Here is a 16,895-nt window from a genome sequence, read left to right as displayed (position 1 = left end):
GAAAGTCAATGAAATCAACGGTCTACCCAGACCACCCCCGCGCCAGTGCTAGCTTTGCGTACCGTCACTTATTGCACTGAAAACGAGGAGACCCCAAAGATCCGAGTTGGGGCACGGTGAGAGGTGAACCTGTCAGGCCCATGACCACGGTGAGGGGGGCATTGATCTCCCGGACGAGCGCTTCGATGGTCTTGGGGTCGGAAGCCCCCGGCACAAAGAGGCAATCCGCACCCGCCTCTCGGTACGCATTGCATCGCTCGACGGCCTCTGCAAAAACATTGCTCGCACCAGTCAGGTAGACATCGGATCGGGCCGTCAGAACAAAAGGAACTCCCGACGCGTCCGCGGCGCGTCTTGCTGCCCGAACGCGCGCGACAGCGTGCTCTCTGTCGAACAGGGCTTGCGCAGGATTGCCGCTGTAGTCCTCGATGTTCGCGCCCACCACACCAGCACGAATCGCAGCCGCGATGGTTTCTCCAACCTCTTCAGGGCTCGCACCGTAGCCCGACTGGAGATCGGCGGAGACAGGAAGTGGACTTGCCGCAGCAATGGACCCCACGCGATCCAGCATGGTCTCCCTGCTCACAGCAGCTTCTTGATCAGGGAATCCCAGCGAGAAAGCCACGCCTGCACTCGTAGTGGCGATAGCGGGAAAGCCGCAGGACGCGAGCATCAGCGCACTACCAACGTCCCAAGCGTTGGGCATCAGAAAGATGGCCTCGGCAGTGTGCAATTGCTGGAACCGTAGACCCCGTTGGATTTGGCTCATTATGGCCATCCTAGTCGCCGAAGTTGGTGGCGGGTACTTCAGTCGGTATCGTGCGTATGGGCAATCTCGCCCAGACACCGCATCAACTTGTCGTAAAGCGTGCGCCCTGTTGTCGGGGGAGGTATGCCACACACCCATGTACTTCCTGCCGTTTTTGCGATTTGGTAGAGCGCCTCACTTTTCGACCATAACCAGCGCATGCACAGATTCGTCGGTGTCGAAAAACGGCTCACGTTGCTTGCGTGGTTGCTTTAGGCAGCGCGTTCGAATCTCCTCGGGACGATTCAAGACAGGTTTACCGGGCAAACGCTCCGCAACTCCTATGTGGCCGTGTCAACCGCGCGTTGTTCCGGATCTGTTCACCTACTCGCCAAAACGGAGTAGATAGCTACCCCCAGATTCTGAGAGTGAAGTGGTGCAAGGCGATGTCTTCAACAAAGACGATTTGTACGAGGCATTAAGCAAGCACAGAGTGGGAATAGCGATCAATTCCAACGATCCTTCAACCCCGTCACCCGGTTGAACACCACTTTCCCGCCCACCCCGTGGTCCGCACGGTCGGCCACGAAGTAGCCGTGGCGCTCAAACTGGAATTTCTGGTCTGGCTTCGCTGCAGCCAGTGAAGGCTCCACAACCGCCGTCACCACCTTCAGGCTGTCGGGGTTCAGCGCGTCCAGGAAGTTCTTGCCGCCCGCGTCGGGTTGCGGGTCGGTGAACAGGCGGTCGTACAGGCGCACTTCGGCGCTCACCCCGTCGGCGTTGCCCACCCAGGTGATGGCGGCTTTGGCCTTGACGCTGTCGGCGCCGGGGGGGCCGCTCTTGGTGCCGGGGATGACCTTGGCGTGCACTTCGGTCACTTTGCCTTCGGCGTCTTTGGCGCAACCCGTGCATTCGATGACGTAGCCGCCTTTGAGGCGCACCACGTTGCCTGGGAACAGGCGCTTGTAGCCCTTGGGCGGCACTTCTTCAAAGTCTTCGCGTTCGATCCACACGTCCTTGCCGATCTTGAAGACGCGGTCAGGCGGCGGCGTCTGGCCTTCGGCAATGGTGCTGTGGGGCAGGGCGGGCTGGGTGCAGTCTTCGGTGTAGCCGTCAGAGCCGAACACTTCGGCCCAGTTGGTGAGCACCAGCTTGACGGGGTCAAGCACGGCCATGCCGCGGTGGGCCTTGTTTTCCAGGTCTTCGCGCAGGCAGCCGTCGAGCGTGCTGTAGTCGATCCAGGAGTCGCTCTTGGTCACGCCGATGCGTTCGGCAAACAGCTGGATGGCCTCGGGCGTGTAGCCGCGGCGGCGCAGGCCGACGATGGTGGGCATGCGCGGGTCGTCCCAGCCGCTGACTTTCTTCTCGTTCACCAGCTGCGCCAGCTTGCGCTTGCTGGTGATCACGTAGGTCAGGTTCAGGCGCGCAAATTCGTACTGCCGCGGCGGTGGGGCCTTGAGCAGGCCGCCTTCGCACAAACGCTCCAGCAACCAGTCGTAGAACGGGCGCTGGTCTTCAAATTCCAGCGTGGCGATGCTGTGGGTGATCTGCTCCAGCGCGTCCTCGATGGGGTGCGCGAAGGTGTACATGGGGTAGATGCACCAGGCGTCGCCCGTGTTGTGGTGCGTGGCGCGGCGGATGCGGTAGATGGCCGGGTCGCGCAGGTTGATGTTGGGCGAGGCCATGTCGATCTTGGCGCGCAGCACGGCGGCGCCGTCGGCCAGTTTGCCGTCGCGCATCTCGCGGAAGCGGGCCAGGTTCTCTTCCGGGCTGCGGCTGCGGAAGGGGCTGTCCACGCCGGGCTTGCCGAAGTCGCCGCGGTTGATGCGCATGTCTTCGGCTGTCTGCTCGTCCACATAGGCGTGGCCGGCGGTGATAAGGTATTCGGCCGCGCGGTACATGAAGTCGAAGTAGTTCGACGCGTAGTACAGGTGGCTTTCCTGCTTGCCGTTGAAGTTGGATTCCCAGTTGAAACCCAGCCACTGCACCGCGTCGAGGATGGAGTCCACGTACTCCTTTTCTTCCTTCTCGGGGTTGGTGTCGTCAAAGCGCATGTGGCAGACGCCGCCGTAGTCGCGCGCCAGGCCGAAGTTCAGGCAGATGCTCTTGGCGTGGCCCACGTGCAGGTAGCCGTTGGGTTCGGGCGGGAAGCGGGTGCGGATCTTGGCCGGGTCGGGCTGGCCGGCGTCGTGGAAGGCGGCATCACCCGGGCCGCCGCCCCATTGGCGCTGGGCGTAGGTGCCGGTGGCGAGGTCTTTTTCAATGACCTGGCGCAGGAAGTTTGACGTCCTGAGCGCCTGGCCCTCAATTTCTGCGGGAGCTTGGTGGTGTCGAGAGATGCTGGACGAAAGGGACGGGGGGGGCATGCAGTCATTCTAAGGAGAGGCGGAAGCTCCAAGATAATCAAGGTCTAACCCACAACAGGTGTCACGCGCTTGAACCAAAGCACTCCCTTGCCGAACGCCTCTCTGCTGAACCAGCTGTTACGGTTCACCCCCACGGCGCGCATGTTTTTCTCGGGAAATCTCTGTACCCTGACGCAGGGATCCGAGGCTGACGGCCTCAAGCAGGGGACGATGCACCTGCTGAGTCGCGGCGAGCTGCAACTGACGCGCAAGGGCTTTGCGCCGCTGAACGTGCGGGCGCCCAGCGTGCTGTTGCTTCCCCGCGCGTTGGAGCACTGGGTTCAGGGCTCAGGGCCGCAGGGGGTGGACCTGATGTGCGCCACCCTCAGTGAATTGGCGCCGCCGCTGGACATGATCTTGCCGGACGTCACGGTGATTGACTTGACCGCCACGTCATCGCTGCAGCGACCGGTAGAGCTGCTGTTCGAGGAGGCCGAGGCACGTGCTTTTGGTTATCGGGCAGCGATCGACCGCCTGCTGCAATACACCTTCGTGGTGCTTGTGCGTCACCTGATTGATCGGCAACTGCTGTCCGGCGGTGTGCTGGAGGCCATGGTCGACAGCCGTCTGGGTGTGGTGCTGTCCATGCTGCACGAATCGCCAGAGCACGACTGGACGCTTGACAGCATGGCGGAGCTGGCGCACCTGTCCCGGTCTGCCTTTGCCCTGCGCTTTGTCCAGGTGGTGGGCATACCGCCGTTGACCTACTTGACCCACTGGCGCATGGCGGTTGCCCGCAACCTACTCGCGCAAGGGCAGGCAGTGAAGGCGGTGGCCTCTCAGGTGGGCTACGGTAATGCCACCGCATTCGCGCGAGCGTTTCAACGGGCCTCGGGGCAATCGCCCAGCGCTTGGCAGATGGAGCATCTGAGTCAGCCGTAGGTCCATCGCGCCCTGGTTCTGGACGATCGGTGGCGTGATGCGGACGCCGAATGCCGTTGTGCTTGACGAACGGACCCGACTTCAGGTTCAATGCCTTGAGGCAGAACTTTGAAGGAGATCACGATGAACCCGAGCGAAAAAGCAGTCCTGGCCGGCGGTTGTTTCTGGGGCATGCAGGACCTGGTGCGCAAGCTGCCTGGCGTGTTGCGCACCCGTGTGGGCTACAGCGGCGGCGATGTGCCCAACGCCACCTACCGCAACCACGGCACCCACGCCGAGGCGTTGGAGGTGGAGTTCGACCCCACGCAGACGAGCTTTCGCGACCTGCTGGAGTTCTTCTTCCAGATCCACGATCCGAGCACCCCGGGGCGCCAGGGCAATGACCGCGGCAGTTCCTACCGGTCGGCCATTTTCTACACCTCGGACGAGCAGCTGGCCACGGCGCAGCAGACCATTGCCGATGTGAATGCCTCGGGTTTGTGGCCGGGCAAGGTGGTCACCGAGCTCGCGCCCGCGGGGCCGTTCTGGGAGGCCGAGCCCGAGCATCAGGACTACCTGGTCAAGCACCCCAACGGCTACACCTGCCACTACCCCCGTGCGGGCTGGAAGCTGCCGCGACGCGAGATCGGCTGACGGCCAACGCTCAAGAACGGTGGGGGTCGGCGCGCCAGTGGGCGGGCCGACCCGGTGTGTCTGTTTTTTTCCTGAGGAGATGGTGATGCAATCCCGGTGCATTCAACAGGCGCCCGAGCTGCGGGTGCCGTGGTGGATCGACGGCGAAGGGCGCAGCATGGCACCGCTGAAGCTGTCCGATCTGGGCGACGGGTTCAAAGTGATCTTCTGCTTCCAGCACTGGTGTCCGGGCTGCCACAGCCATGGCTTTCCGACCCTGCAGAAGCTGATCAAGGCGTTGGGCGATCGCGGCTTCGCGTTTGCCGCGGTGCAGACCGTGTTCGAGGGCGCCGAGTCCAACACCTTCGAGCGCCTGCGCGAGACGCAGTTGCGCTACGGCTTGAACATTCCGTTCGGACACGACCCTGCGATCGGACGCGCGTCGTCGCTCATGGCGGACTACGGGACGCGCGGCACGCCGTGGTTTTTGGTGATCGATCCGCTGGACGAGGTGCTCTACAGCGACTTCGAGCTCGACGAGCGGCAGCTGATCGGGGCGTTCGGCGCTTCGAACGATGGTCTCAAGGCGGCCTGAAGTCATGCGTGCGTCCACACCAAAGGCCGTGTCGGAGCCGAAGACGCCGGGGACGGGCCCGGCGTTTCGGCTGCCGTTTGACAACAGCTTCTTCCGGGACATGCAGGGGTTCTATGTGCCTTGGAAGCCCGAGCCGTCCCCGGCCCCGGCCTGGGTGCAGTTCAACGACGCCCTGGCGCTGGAGCTGGGGCTGGAGCCGGCGACGCTGAAGTCTGCGACCGGTCTGGCGTGGCTGTCCGGCGTGGAAATGCCGGCTGAGGCGGCGCCGCTGGCGCAGGCCTACGCGGGACACCAGTTCGGCCAGTTCTCGCCACACTTGGGGGATGGCCGCGCCTTGCTGCTCGGGGAACTCATCGACACGGCAGGACAGCGTCGGGACCTGGCCCTCAAGGGGTCGGGCCGTACGCCGTTTTCGCGCCGTGGCGATGGCAAGGCGGCACTGGGCCCGGCGCTGCGCGAGTACCTCATGGGCGAGGCCATGCACGCGTTGGGCATTCCCACGACGCGTGCGCTGGCGGTGATCCGGACCGGTGAGCGGGTGAACCGCGAGGGCTCGCCCCCCGGGGCGATCTTGGTGCGCGTGGCGGCCAGCCACTTGCGGGTGGGCACTTTTGAGTTCTTCGCGGCGCGGGAGGAGGAGGTGATGCTTCGGCGGCTGCTCGACTATGCCGTGGCGCGGCATGACCCCGCCCTCGCCAAGCTTTCCGACAAGCCCATTCCGATGCTGGAGGCCGTCTGTGAGCGGCAGGCGCAGCTGATTGCACGCTGGATGGGCGTGGGCTTCATCCACGGGGTGATGAACACCGACAACATGAGCATTTCGGGCGAGACCATCGACTATGGTCCGTGTGCGTTCATGGAGGGTTTCGATCCGGCCACGGTGTTCAGCTCGATCGACCGTCAGGGGCGATATGCCTACGGCCAGCAGCCGGCCATGGCGCAATGGAACCTGGCCCGTCTGGCCGAAGCGTTGCTGCCGGTTCTGGACGCCCGCGATATCGACGTCGTGGAACGGGTGGAACAGGTGGTGGCCGGGTTTGCCGTGCGCTTTGACCGGCATTGGACCGGGCAGCTGCGCGCCAAGCTGGGCTTGGCCGCTGAAGAGCCGGACGACCGCGCCCTGGCGGACGACTTCCTGCAGCTGCTGCAGCGGGAAAAGGTGGACTTCACGCTGGCGTTCCGCCTCCTGTCCGACGCCATCACGGGGCCGGATGCCGCACTGCACGACCTGTTCGGACGGGAGCGCCCGGCGCTCTCGGACTGGCTGGCGCGCTGGCGCCAGCGCATGGCCCGGGAGGGAAGGACCTTGCAGGACTGCGCCGCAACGGCGTGGTCGGTCAATCCCTTCGTGATCCCGCGCAATCACCAGGTGGAGGCGGCGCTGTCGAGTGCCGTGGACGAGGCCGACCTCGGTCCGTTCGAGCGCCTGCTGGCGGTGCTGGGGCGGCCGTACGAGACGGTGGAGTCCGCGCGGCCATTCACGCTGCCGGCCTCGCCCGAAGTGGCCGCAGCCCACCGCACCTTCTGCGGCACCTGATTGGGGTACCCAACGATTTCTGAAAGGAGACTTCGCATGACCACAACGAAACAGGAACCCGGTGTCCTTGGCGAAGCGGCCGCTCCCCTGGGTGTGACCCGGTGGGTGGACGCGTCGGGCCAGGCGCTGGAACACTTCGACCTGGACCGCATGCCCGGCCGGTTCAAGCTCATCTTCTGTTTTCAGGACGCCTGCCCGGGGTGCCATGCGACCGGCTTTCCGGCGCTTGCCCGGGTGGTCGACGCGTTTCGGGGGAGCGACTTCGTCGGGTTCGCCGCAGTCCAGACCGTGTTCGAGGACTTCGGTTCGAACACCTGGGAGCGCATGCTGGCCAATCACTCCCGCTACGCGCTGGGCATTCCCTTCGGGCACGACGCCGGTGACGAACAGGACGGCGCGGGTTCGGAGCTGATGCGCCGCTACCGCAACGGCGGCACACCCTGGTTCATCCTGATCGATCCCGATGGCAGAGTGGTCTACAACCATTTCCGAATCGACGCCGACAAGCTCGTCACCTTTCTCAAGCGGCTGGAAAACGAACCGGCGGCACCGGAGCCTGGGCCCGACATGTTGACTTGGAAAGGAGTGATTCAACTGGTGGAAACGGGCAACCCGACGCCACCGCGCCGAGTTGAGCGCAGCGAAGCCGAGTGGGCCCAACAGCTGACGCCCGAGCAGTTCCGAATCACGCGGCTCAAGGGCACCGAACGGGCGCACAGCTCCTCGATGTGTACGCTGTTTTCGCCCGGGATCTACCGGTGCGTGTGCTGCGGCACTGAACTATTCGATGCGTCGACCAAATATGACAGCCGCAGCGGCTGGCCCAGCTTCACGCAGGCCATTGCCCCGGGTCTGGTGGGCTATCACGGAGACAACAGCCACGGCATGGTGCGGGTGGAGACGACGTGCAACGTCTGCGACGCCCACCTGGGTCACGTGTTTCCCGACGGACCCAAGCCCAGCGGTCTGCGCTACTGCATCAACGCCCTGGCACTGGAGAAAGCATGAGCAGCGAAAAGGTAGGCTTCGCTGGCAGCAGCCAGGGTCTGCTGGTGGGTGTCTTGGAACGCCCGGACCATGCACCGTTACAAGCCCTGGCGGTGTTTGCCCACTGCTTTACCTGCGGAAAGAACTCTCTCGCCGCGACCCGCATCAGCCGGGCGCTGGCTCAGCAGGGCATCGCCACGCTGCGCTTTGATTTCACCGGTCTGGGCGAGAGCGAAGGCGACTTCGGGCGCGGTGGCTTTTCGTCCAGCGTGGCGGACATTGTGGCGGCGGTGCACTGGATGCAGAGCACGATCGGCATGCCTGCACTGTTGGTCGGACACAGCCTGGGGGGGACGGCGGCCATCGCGGCGGCTGCCCGCCTCGACGGCATACGGGCGGTTTGCACGCTGGGCGCACCCGCGACGGCCGACCATGTGCTTCGTCACTTCGGTCCGACCAAGTCCGAAGAGGATGGGCAGATCCAGGTCGACCTGGGCGGCCGGGCGTTCAGGATCGCGCCGGCCTTCATTGAAGAGCTCCAGGCCCAAGCCCACGAGAACCCGGTCAAGGGGCTTCGCGCGGCCTTGCTGGTTATGCACGCGCCAAGTGACGCGGTGGTGGACATCGGCGAGGCACAGGACCTGTTCAAGGCGGCCAGACATCCTAAGAGTTTCATCAGCCTGGACGATGCGGACCATCTGCTCACGCGCCCGGCCGATGCGCAGTATGCGGCTGACCTGATTGGCGCCTGGGCCTCGCGGTTTCTGCCGATGCGAGCCGAGCGAAACGATGCGCCGTCGGACCTTCGTGCGGGCGAGGTGTGGGTGGGGGAGCACGATCACGCCTTCTGGCGATCGATGCGAGCAGGTCCGCACCACCTCGACGCCGATGAGCCCAAGGAAGTGGGTGGTGGCGAACGCGGGCCCGATCCTTATGAACTTCTGCTGATGTCGCTGGGCGCCTGCACGTCCATGACATTGCGCCAGTACGCCAAGCGAAAAGGCTATGCGCTCAAGGATGTCCAGGTCAGGTTGCGTCATGAGCGCGCGCACGCGACCGATTGCCAGGAGTGCGGGGATCGCTCGGGACAGGTTGACCACGTCACGCGGCAGCTCCTGCTGAGCGGACCGTTGAGTGAAAGCCAGCGACAGGACCTGTTGCGCATCGCCGATCGTTGCCCCGTGCATCGAACGCTGGAGAACCATCCGGTGATCACCACCACACTGATTCGGGACTGATCCCAACCACACACAAACGAAGGAGACGGAGCATGAGAGCCATCTGGAAAGGCACCACCATCGCTGAGAGCGATGACATCGTGGAAGTTGAAGGCAACGCCTATTTCCCACACGACGCGTTGCGCCCGGAACATTTCAAACCAAGCGATACGCACACCACCTGTCCATGGAAGGGGCGGGCCAGCTACTACGACGTCGTGGTCGGCGAAGACGTGAACGCTGACGCGGCGTGGTACTACCCGTCGCCCAAGGCTGGTGCGGAGGCGGTGACCGGCAGGGTGGCGTTCTGGCGCGGTGTCGAGGTGCGGCCATGAGCGGGGAACAGAGGTTCGACGCGATCGTGATCGGAGCCGGTCAGGCCGGTCCCTTTCTGGGCGCGACACTCGTTGCCCGGGGTATGAAGGTGGCGCTCATCGAGGAGCGTGACCTGGGTGGTACCTGTGTCAATCGGGGCTGCACCCCAACCAAGACCCTACGCAAGTCGGCTCGTGTGGCTCACATGGCGCGCCGGGCCAGCGAATTCGGTGTGCAAACCGGGTCGGTCCAGGTCAACTTCAGGGCAGCGATGGAGCGCATGCAACGCCGGGTGGAGGAGGCTCGCTCTGGCCTGCAGGCCTGGCTGGGCCAGTTGGAAGGACTCACCATCATCAAGGCGCGCGGTCGCCTGGCGGGCCGTGAAGGCGAACAGTTCGTGGTGCTGGCCGGCGAGCATCAGCTGGTGGCGCCCAAGGTGGTGCTGAACACCGGCACACGTCCCTTTGTTCCGCCGGTGCCTGGGCTGGACGAGCTGCCGTTCCTGGACAACGAACGGCTGTTGGCGCTGCGTGAATTACCGTCCAGGCTGGTGATCATCGGCGGTGGATACATCAGCCTGGAGATGGCTCAGATCTTTCGGCGGCTGGGAAGTGAGGTTGCCATTCTGGAAACAGGGCCCCGCCTCACGGCCCGCGAGGACGAGGACATTGCAGCCGCTGTGACCGGAATGCTGACAGCGGAAGGCATCGAAGTGAACACCGGCGTGCGCATTGAGCGGGTCGGCAAGGCGGACAACGACGCTGGCGTGCGGGTGCAGTTGGCTGGTGGCCGCAGCGTGGATGGCAGCCACCTGCTGGTGGCCACCGGGCGAATACCGAACACCGACTGTCTGGGCCTGGAAACGGTGGGCCTGGAGGTCAGTGCGCGAGGCTACCTGGTCACCAACGACCGGCTCGAAACCGCGGTTCCCGGCATCTGGGCGCTGGGTGACATCAATCAGCGCGGGGCCTTTACCCACACCAGCTACCACGATCAGGACATCGTGGCGGAGAACCTGGCCGGAGGGCAACGCAGCGCCGCCGCGCGCGTCGGCATTTATGCCATGTTTACCGATCCTCCGCTGGCCCACGTCGGTCTTTATGAGGCCGACGCGCGAAAACTCGTGACCGAAGGGCGACGCATTTCCCAGGCGGTTCACGCCATGAAGGACGTCAGTCGCGCGAAGGAAGAAGGCGAAACCGTGGGCAAGATCAAGCTCCTCATCGATGAGGACAGTGGTCATTTCCTCGGAGCGACCATGCTCGGGATCCAGTCGGACGAGATCATTCAGGCGATCGGTCTGGTGATGGCCAGTGGCGGCACCTGGAAGTTGGTCCGGGATGCATTGCCCGTTCACCCGACGGTCACCGAGTTCCTGCCCACCATCATTGATCGACGCAAGCCCTTGACCGCAAGTTCTGGGTGAGCCGGAGGACCCACACCATGCCCATCAACCGCTCATTCAGCGGCCGCAATCGCGATGTCCACAACCACGGCGGTCGACTTCCGCCAGGACAGTCCCTGACGGAAGGTTTTCCCGTGCTGACTGCGGGCCCCACCCCAAAAGCCTTGGCGCTTGGCGATTGGCGCTTGACCTTGAAGGTCGGTGTGCGGCCGGTTCGCGTTTGGACCTGGAGCGAATTCCAGGCCCTGCCCCAGACCGAGCAGGTGGTCGATATCCATTGCGTTACCACCTGGTCGAAATTCGACACCCGCTGGCGCGGTGTGACGTTGGACACCTTGTTGCAGGCGGCCGGACTGGAAGCGCCCACGCCTTGGGTGTTGGCGCATTCTCAGGACGGCTACTCCACCAACGTGCCGTTGGCCGATCTGACACAAGGGCGCGCAATGATCGCAACGCACTACGACGACCGACCGCTCGCGCCCGAGCACGGGGGACCGGCACGCCTGTTGGTGCCGCATCTCTACTTCTGGAAGTCGGCCAAGTGGGTCAATGCGCTGCAGTTCAACGAGCGCGACGAGGCCGGGTTCTGGGAACTGCGGGGCTATCACATGCGAGGCGACCCTTTCAAGGAAGAGCGCTATGGATGAGGCTGTTGGTCAACACCGGCTGAGCTGGCAGACCGCACGCATCGATGCGTTGCAGGCACTGACTCCACGCGTCATGCGGGTGGTGCTGCGTCCTGACAGATGGGTTCGCCCGAGGCCGGGCCAGCATTTGGATGTCCGACTGACAGCGGAAGACGGCTATCAGGCACAACGGAGCTATTCACTCCTCTCACCTCCTCAACGTACCGGGCTCTATGAGCTTGGCATTGAGCGTTTGGACGATGGCGAAGTATCCACCTGGTTTCACGACAAGGCCCAGCACGGCGAAACGATTGAAGTCCTCGGACCGGTTGGAGGTCATTTTGTGCTTGACGAGTCGAACACACGACCAGCCTTGCTGATTGGGGGAGGATCTGGCGTCGTTCCCCTTTTGTCCATGGCAGCGCAACGCGTGGGTGCATACAGCCAAGCGCATACAACGCTGTTGGTTGCCGCACGCCATCTTGACGAAGTGTTGCTCTGGCCCACCCTGCAGCGATGGGAAGCGTTTACGCCGCGGTTTCGCAGCCGACTGGCGCTCTCGCGGGATACCTGTGCCCCGCGCGCACAGGACCACGTTGGCCGCATTGATGGAGCCGATGTTGCTTGGGCATTGCAGCAATTGGGTGATGTGGCGACCGAATCTGCGCAGGTTTTCATCTGCGGGCGTAATGACTTTGTCGAGTCCATCGTTCATATGGTCACCGGGCTAAATGTGCCCGAGGTCTCCATCCGCACCGAGCGCTTCGGAAGTTGACTCTCTTTTTTCTCATCTGCCGTGACACCTGAAAACATCCGCCTAACCCGATACGTCTCTGTCCGTTCGCGCAGCGAACGTCTGTGTGCCCCTCTGAGTGCCGAGGACCATGTTCCCCAACCGGTTTCCGACGTCAGTCCGCCGAAGTGGCACTTGGCCCACACCACGTGGTTCTTCGAGACTTTTGTCCTCGCGAAACAACAGCCGGACTATCGACTGTTCCATCCTCTGTATGGCTACCTGTTCAACAGCTACTACGAATCGGAGGGCGCTCACCTGGCACGCCCGCAGCGAGGGAGCTTGAGTCGCCCGACGGTGGCTGAGGTGATGGCGTATCGCGCGCATGTGGACGAGTCCATGCGCCGTATGCTGAAGGAACCACTGGAGCCCGCGGTCGCGGCCTTGGTAGAGCTGGGCATGCAGCATGAACAACAGCATCAGGAGTTGCTGATCACAGACATCAAGTACATCCTGGGCCACAACCCATTGCATCCGGCGTATGACCCTCTGGGCATCGGTCCCCAAGATGTGACGGCCGAACATGATGGAACCTGCCCACCACTGGACGATTGGCTTAGCGTCGAAGGGCAGACGATTCGCATGGGCCACCAGGGGCCAGGGTTCGCCTTCGACAACGAGTCGCCATCGCATTTGGCGCTCATTCAAGGAGTAGACATCCGTGTGGCGCTAGTCACCAATGATGAATACCTTCAGTTCATGCGCGACGGAGGATATCAGCGCCATTCGCTCTGGCATGCGGAAGGCTGGGACTGGGTGCAAACGCTTAAATTCCGTGCGCCGATGTACTGGCAGCCCGACCCTAACCAGCCTGACGGATGGGGTCATTACACGCTCCAGGGGGTGATGCCGCTGACCAGTCAGGCACCAGTCACGCATGTCAGTTACTACGAGGCACACGCTTTCTGCGATTGGGCGGGGTGGCGATTGCCCACCGAGTTCGAGTGGGAAGCAGCGGCAAGCCGGTTCGACTGGGGGCGTCGATGGGAATGGACGCGCAGTGCCTATCAGCCCTATCCCGGTTTTGCCCGCAGCGAGGGCGCAGTGGGCGAATACAACGGGAAGTTCATGGTGAACCAGCAGGTCTTGCGCGGAGCGTCCTGGGCCACATCGCCGGGCCACGCCCGTTTGACATACCGGAACTTCTTTCACGCTCCGTTGCGTTGGCAGTTCACGGGCATCCGTCCTGTTCGCTCGCGGGAGTCCGCATGACTGATCGGGACAGACTGACGGAGCATGTTCTGCAAGGGTTGACGCGACCACAGAAGGCGCTCTCATCCGCTTGGTTCTACGACGATGAGGGCTCGCGCCTGTTTCAGCAGATCATGGCGCTGCCCGAGTACTACCTCACACGCCTTGAGCACGAGCTGCTGCGCTCACGCGCGGATGAGCTTTCCCGGTGGATAGATCCTCGGTGCAGCCCGATCGATCTGATTGAACTGGGCAGCGGCGACGGGGCCAAAACGCTGTCGCTGTGCCAGGCACTGGCGCAACGTGAAGTGGATTGCATCTACAGGCCTATGGATGTGTCCGCACACGCCCTAGCGGATCTGAGCCGCCGCTTTGACACGTACCTCCCCCGCATGGCCATCGAACCGGTGCTGGGAGACTATTTCGAGCATTGGCCTCAGATTGCCGAAGGGCGACGCCAGGTTGCAATGTTGCTGGGCAGCAATCTGGGCAACCTCGACGAACACGGTGCCGTCAAGCTGCTGCAGCGGGTGCATTCGCATTTGCGCCCGGGTGACCTTGTGCTGCTTGGTCTGGATCTGGTCAAGGACCCGGCCATGTTGCGCGCAGCATACGACGATTCACAGGGCGTGACCGCTGCGTTCAATTTGAATCTGCTGACGCGGTTGAATCGCGAGTTGGGCATGGACTTCGATCTGACGAAATTTCGGCACTACGCCAGCTACTGTCCGCTGGAACACGTGGCCAGAAGCTTTCTGGTGAGCCAAGTTGACCAGGTGGTCCACAGCAGAACCCTTGACCGAGGGTTTGTATTCCATGCCGGGGAGACCATCTATACAGAGCAATCCCAGAAATACTCCCTGGCTTCAATCGAACACCTCGCACGCCGAAGCGGGTTTGACAACACCTGCACCCTGACCGACCCCCGAGGCTGGTACGCCATCACCGTCTGGCACCGGCTACCGTTCACCCCAACGCAACAAACGTCGACCTGAAAAAGGAGTCCTAATGAGCAACAAGACCCATCTGCGCCAGACCATGCTGGACCTTGCCGAAGGGCGCCTGCGGTTTGCTGAACAGACCTATGCGCAATACCTGGTCGGTGCGGCGGGCCGCGGAGATGAACCCAGTGAAAGCGATGCGGCGTCGCGGGCCGTCAACAATGCCGCTCTGGCGCAGGCGTTCGAATGCCCCATTCACGATCATCAGGAGGCCCTGGAAGTCTTACGTCAGATCGATTTCGGTCCCCGGGATTCGGTGGAGACAGGCGCCGTGGTTCGCATCGACGGGCGTTGGTTCGTGATTGCGGTTGCTAGCGATGCCTTCCAGTGCGACGGCAACACCTACATGGGAATTTCCACCCAGGCGCCCATCTACGCAGCGATCGCAGATGCCCGAGCCGGTGATGTTGTCAGCTTCCGGCAACGCGAACTGCACATAGAGGAAGTCTTGTGATGCACCTCATTCGAGTCTGAACGATGGGCGGCACGCTGCGCGACTTGGTCCGGCGCTTTCATGGCACAGGTCGACTTGGTGCCATCGTTCTGCGCCCGGATCGCCTCAAGGACGCTGTGTCCGTGCAGGAGGCCAGGGCCGAACCGGGTCTCGGGCTGATTGGCGATCACCGCTCCCTGCGGCTTCGTCAGTCGGATGCGCAACGCCATCGCGAGCTGAGTCTGATCCAGGCTGAGCACCTCAGCTTGCTCGGGGTCTGGACGGGGCAAGCCCCAATTGCCCCGGAGCGTTTGCGGCGCAACCTCGTGATCTCGGGGATCAACATCGCCGCGATGCATTCACCTTTCCGGGAAGAGCGCTTTGTCTGGCGAATTGGCGGTTCGGTCCGCATTGAAATCACGGGGCCATGTCCTCCTTGTTCACGCATGGAGGACGAGCTCGGTGAAGGCGGTTACGCCGCGCTGCGTGGTCACGGGGGCGCCACGGCACGGATCGTCGTAGGTGGCGTGCTACGGGTTGGAGATACCGTTAACCTTGACGTTGAATCCACCGTGGGCTGAGAGCCATGATCGAAGCAGAGCGTACGCCTGGGTTCCTCCATCTTCTCCAGATGACCGGCGGTGCGTCGTGGTTGCACATGTGCATCCACCACCGCGAGACGGAAGGTTTTCTCTCGAGCGCGACCGGCCTGGACAAGCTGATCGCCGCAGCGATGGTCTCTGAAGATACCCGGTCGCGGTTGCGCGTCCACGGGCAGGGTGTGATGGTTCTGCTCAAAGCGATGCATCTGAGAGCTGATGGAGTGGGGCATCCAGAGGACATGGTGTCCATGCGAATCTGGATTGATGAGCGTCGGGTTATCACGACCCGCGAGGAGGATGTGGATCCCATCCTCGAACTTGCAGAAGACATCTCTCAGGGGCGCGGCCCTGCAACGCCAGGTGACTTCCTTTGCGATCTCATCGAAGAGCACCTCGCGGAAGTTTCCGAGCAGGTCGAGATGCTGGAGGATGGGGTGGATCTGATCGGCGGCCTTCTGGTTCAGCACCAGACGGAAGCGGCATGCCCGAGCATGGCCAATACCCAGACCGCGATCTCTGGCTTTCTTCGTCATCTTGGCCCCCAGCGAGCCGTTCTTCAAACGTTGACAACTCTCGTCGTCCCGCCGCTGAATATAAATCACCGAGGCCGACTGGAGGAGCACCTGAACCAGCTGTTGCGGTTGCTCGAAACGCTGGAGAATTTGCGTGACCGTATCGATATCCTCAGTGACCAGGCAAACCGCATTCAGGAGCGACAGCTGAATCAAAGCTCTTATGTTTTTGCCGTGGTATCCACAATCTTCTTGCCCTTGAACTTTGTCACTGGCCTGTTTGGCGCCAATCTTCTGGGACTGCCGTTCGCAGATGCCACCAATGGCTTCTGGGTGTTGGTAGGTCTTTGCTTACTAATGAGTGTTGGGTTGGTAGCGGTCTTTCGCTGGTTCAAATGGCTTTAGTAGACGGTTTGTGGACTGTTTGAGATGTATCTTCGGAGCCGTCCATCAAGGACGGGTGCGCTGTTAGGAAAAACGATACGTGCCTGTTGATTCATCAGCACAACTGAGCCAGTGATCACGTCGAATACTGAGCCACTGGGTTGATGGATGTTCTGGCTACTCGGTTGTGGATAAGTCTATCGGGTCTGCTGCTTTTCGATCTCCTTTCTGAGCTTTTGCACGTGGCTTGGACGGTGCCGCGCCAGCGGCACTGGAGTGCTTGAATCGCCAGCTCTCATTGCCTGTCTCCACGATGTGGCAGTGGTGCGTGAGGCGGTCGAGCAAGGCGGTTGTCATCTTGGCGTCGCCGAAGACGCTGCTCCATTCCGAGAAGGTGAGGTTGGTGGTGATCACCACGCTCGTTCGCTCGTAGAGCTTGGAGAGCAGGTGGAACAGCATCGCACCGCCCGACTGCGTGAACGGCAGGTAGCCCAGTTCATCCAGGATCACCAGATCGACGTACATCAGCCGGTGTGCCAACTGCCCGGACTTGTTGGGGTCTCCTCGTTTTCAGTGCAATAAGTGACGGTACGAAAAGCTAGCACTGGCGCGGAGGTGGTGTTGGTAGATCGTTGATTTCATTGACTTTC

At 62.5% G+C, this 16,895-nt stretch carries 17 protein-coding genes and 1 pseudogene; 15 read left to right on the top strand and 3 right to left on the bottom strand.

Annotated features, from left to right (window positions below):
- Window positions 1–64 precede the first annotated feature (64 nt).
- Both BLW02_RS18515 and BLW02_RS18510 read right to left on the bottom strand, forming a co-directional pair.
- Window positions 65–769, bottom strand: coding sequence for an isocitrate lyase/PEP mutase family protein (locus BLW02_RS18515; protein ID WP_079385910.1), 705 nt, complete (start codon window positions 767–769; stop codon window positions 65–67).
- Window positions 770–1,254: 485 nt separating this feature from the next.
- Window positions 1,255–3,114: a glutamine--tRNA ligase/YqeY domain fusion protein gene (locus tag BLW02_RS18510; protein WP_244273759.1), complete on the bottom strand. Its 1,860-nt coding sequence runs from the start codon at window positions 3,112–3,114 to the stop codon at window positions 1,255–1,257.
- Between the two features lie 69 nt (window positions 3,115–3,183).
- Between BLW02_RS18510 and BLW02_RS18505 the strand changes: the two genes are divergently transcribed.
- From BLW02_RS18505 to BLW02_RS18435, 15 genes are all read left to right on the top strand, one after another.
- Window positions 3,184–4,035: an AraC family transcriptional regulator gene (locus BLW02_RS18505; RefSeq protein WP_052157284.1), complete on the top strand. Its 852-nt coding sequence runs from the start codon at window positions 3,184–3,186 to the stop codon at window positions 4,033–4,035.
- Between the two features lie 123 nt (window positions 4,036–4,158).
- Window positions 4,159–4,668: a peptide-methionine (S)-S-oxide reductase MsrA gene (gene msrA, locus BLW02_RS18500; protein WP_008652077.1), complete on the top strand. Its 510-nt coding sequence runs from the start codon at window positions 4,159–4,161 to the stop codon at window positions 4,666–4,668.
- A gap of 85 nt (window positions 4,669–4,753) precedes the next feature.
- The gene (locus BLW02_RS18495) at window positions 4,754–5,242 is read left to right on the top strand and encodes a peroxiredoxin family protein (RefSeq protein WP_034053978.1); all 489 of its coding nucleotides are present in this window, start codon (window positions 4,754–4,756) and stop codon (window positions 5,240–5,242) included.
- Between the two features lie 4 nt (window positions 5,243–5,246).
- On the top strand, window positions 5,247–6,779 hold the full coding sequence (locus tag BLW02_RS18490) for a protein adenylyltransferase SelO (protein ID WP_074423286.1): 1,533 nt from the start codon (window positions 5,247–5,249) through the stop codon (window positions 6,777–6,779).
- Between the two features lie 567 nt (window positions 6,780–7,346).
- On the top strand, window positions 7,347–7,787 hold the full coding sequence (gene msrB / locus BLW02_RS18485) for a peptide-methionine (R)-S-oxide reductase MsrB (RefSeq protein ID WP_034054008.1): 441 nt from the start codon (window positions 7,347–7,349) through the stop codon (window positions 7,785–7,787).
- A complete protein-coding gene (locus BLW02_RS18480; RefSeq protein ID WP_008647313.1) occupies window positions 7,784–9,004 on the top strand; it encodes a bifunctional alpha/beta hydrolase/OsmC family protein in 1,221 nt (406 codons plus the stop codon). Before msrB ends, BLW02_RS18480 begins: the two co-directional genes overlap by 4 nt.
- Before the next feature lie 32 nt (window positions 9,005–9,036).
- Window positions 9,037–9,318: a DUF427 domain-containing protein gene (locus BLW02_RS18475; protein ID WP_034053981.1), complete on the top strand. Its 282-nt coding sequence runs from the start codon at window positions 9,037–9,039 to the stop codon at window positions 9,316–9,318.
- Complete coding sequence (locus BLW02_RS18470) at window positions 9,315–10,724, top strand: mercuric reductase (protein WP_034053982.1); 1,410 nt, start codon at window positions 9,315–9,317, stop codon at window positions 10,722–10,724. Before BLW02_RS18475 ends, BLW02_RS18470 begins: the two co-directional genes overlap by 4 nt.
- Window positions 10,725–10,741: 17 nt before the next feature.
- Entirely contained in the window at window positions 10,742–11,350 is a 609-nt protein-coding gene (locus BLW02_RS18465; RefSeq protein WP_008647302.1) for a sulfite oxidase-like oxidoreductase, read from the top strand.
- Window positions 11,343–12,104, top strand: a complete 762-nt coding sequence (locus BLW02_RS18460; RefSeq protein WP_042797684.1) for an FAD-binding oxidoreductase — start codon at window positions 11,343–11,345, stop codon at window positions 12,102–12,104. Before BLW02_RS18465 ends, BLW02_RS18460 begins: the two co-directional genes overlap by 8 nt.
- A 21-nt stretch (window positions 12,105–12,125) precedes the next feature.
- Window positions 12,126–13,334, top strand: a complete 1,209-nt coding sequence (gene egtB, locus BLW02_RS18455; protein WP_208859758.1) for an ergothioneine biosynthesis protein EgtB — start codon at window positions 12,126–12,128, stop codon at window positions 13,332–13,334.
- The gene (gene egtD / locus BLW02_RS18450) at window positions 13,331–14,308 is read left to right on the top strand and encodes an L-histidine N(alpha)-methyltransferase (protein ID WP_034053995.1); all 978 of its coding nucleotides are present in this window, start codon (window positions 13,331–13,333) and stop codon (window positions 14,306–14,308) included. The genes egtB and egtD overlap by 4 nt, the downstream gene beginning before the upstream one ends.
- A 13-nt stretch (window positions 14,309–14,321) precedes the next feature.
- Complete coding sequence (locus BLW02_RS18445; RefSeq protein WP_008647292.1) at window positions 14,322–14,768, top strand: hypothetical protein; 447 nt, start codon at window positions 14,322–14,324, stop codon at window positions 14,766–14,768.
- Between the two features lie 23 nt (window positions 14,769–14,791).
- Window positions 14,792–15,328: an MOSC domain-containing protein gene (locus BLW02_RS18440; RefSeq protein WP_034054001.1), complete on the top strand. Its 537-nt coding sequence runs from the start codon at window positions 14,792–14,794 to the stop codon at window positions 15,326–15,328.
- A gap of 5 nt (window positions 15,329–15,333) precedes the next feature.
- Window positions 15,334–16,266, top strand: coding sequence for a CorA family divalent cation transporter (locus BLW02_RS18435; RefSeq protein WP_042797683.1), 933 nt, complete (start codon window positions 15,334–15,336; stop codon window positions 16,264–16,266).
- Window positions 16,267–16,422: 156 nt separating this feature from the next.
- Here the strand turns inward: BLW02_RS18435 and BLW02_RS18430 are convergent.
- A pseudogene (locus tag BLW02_RS18430) lies at window positions 16,423–16,797 on the bottom strand (ATP-binding protein); the annotation flags it as partial.
- Between the last annotated feature and the right edge of the window lie 98 nt (window positions 16,798–16,895).

This window comes from Acidovorax soli (genome assembly GCF_900107605.1).
GTDB lineage: Bacteria > Pseudomonadota > Gammaproteobacteria > Burkholderiales > Burkholderiaceae_C > Acidovorax > Acidovorax soli.
This window is presented reverse-complemented; position numbering and strand designations above follow the sequence as displayed.

Coding starts and splice junctions, on each gene's coding strand:
- BLW02_RS18445 (WP_008647292.1), top strand. CDS start 14,322: ATGAGCAACAAGACCCATCTGCGCCAGACCATGCTGGACCTTGCCGAA.
- BLW02_RS18490 (WP_074423286.1), top strand. CDS start 5,247: ATGCGTGCGTCCACACCAAAGGCCGTGTCGGAGCCGAAGACGCCGGGG.
- BLW02_RS18470 (WP_034053982.1), top strand. CDS start 9,315: ATGAGCGGGGAACAGAGGTTCGACGCGATCGTGATCGGAGCCGGTCAG.
- msrA (WP_008652077.1), top strand. CDS start 4,159: ATGAACCCGAGCGAAAAAGCAGTCCTGGCCGGCGGTTGTTTCTGGGGC.
- BLW02_RS18480 (WP_008647313.1), top strand. CDS start 7,784: ATGAGCAGCGAAAAGGTAGGCTTCGCTGGCAGCAGCCAGGGTCTGCTG.
- BLW02_RS18495 (WP_034053978.1), top strand. CDS start 4,754: ATGCAATCCCGGTGCATTCAACAGGCGCCCGAGCTGCGGGTGCCGTGG.
- egtD (WP_034053995.1), top strand. CDS start 13,331: ATGACTGATCGGGACAGACTGACGGAGCATGTTCTGCAAGGGTTGACG.
- msrB (WP_034054008.1), top strand. CDS start 7,347: ATGTTGACTTGGAAAGGAGTGATTCAACTGGTGGAAACGGGCAACCCG.
- BLW02_RS18465 (WP_008647302.1), top strand. CDS start 10,742: ATGCCCATCAACCGCTCATTCAGCGGCCGCAATCGCGATGTCCACAAC.
- BLW02_RS18475 (WP_034053981.1), top strand. CDS start 9,037: ATGAGAGCCATCTGGAAAGGCACCACCATCGCTGAGAGCGATGACATC.
- BLW02_RS18435 (WP_042797683.1), top strand. CDS start 15,334: ATGATCGAAGCAGAGCGTACGCCTGGGTTCCTCCATCTTCTCCAGATG.
- BLW02_RS18460 (WP_042797684.1), top strand. CDS start 11,343: ATGGATGAGGCTGTTGGTCAACACCGGCTGAGCTGGCAGACCGCACGC.
- BLW02_RS18440 (WP_034054001.1), top strand. CDS start 14,792: ATGGGCGGCACGCTGCGCGACTTGGTCCGGCGCTTTCATGGCACAGGT.
- BLW02_RS18515 (WP_079385910.1), bottom strand. CDS start 769: ATGAGCCAAATCCAACGGGGTCTACGGTTCCAGCAATTGCACACTGCC.
- BLW02_RS18510 (WP_244273759.1), bottom strand. CDS start 3,114: ATGCCCCCCCCGTCCCTTTCGTCCAGCATCTCTCGACACCACCAAGCT.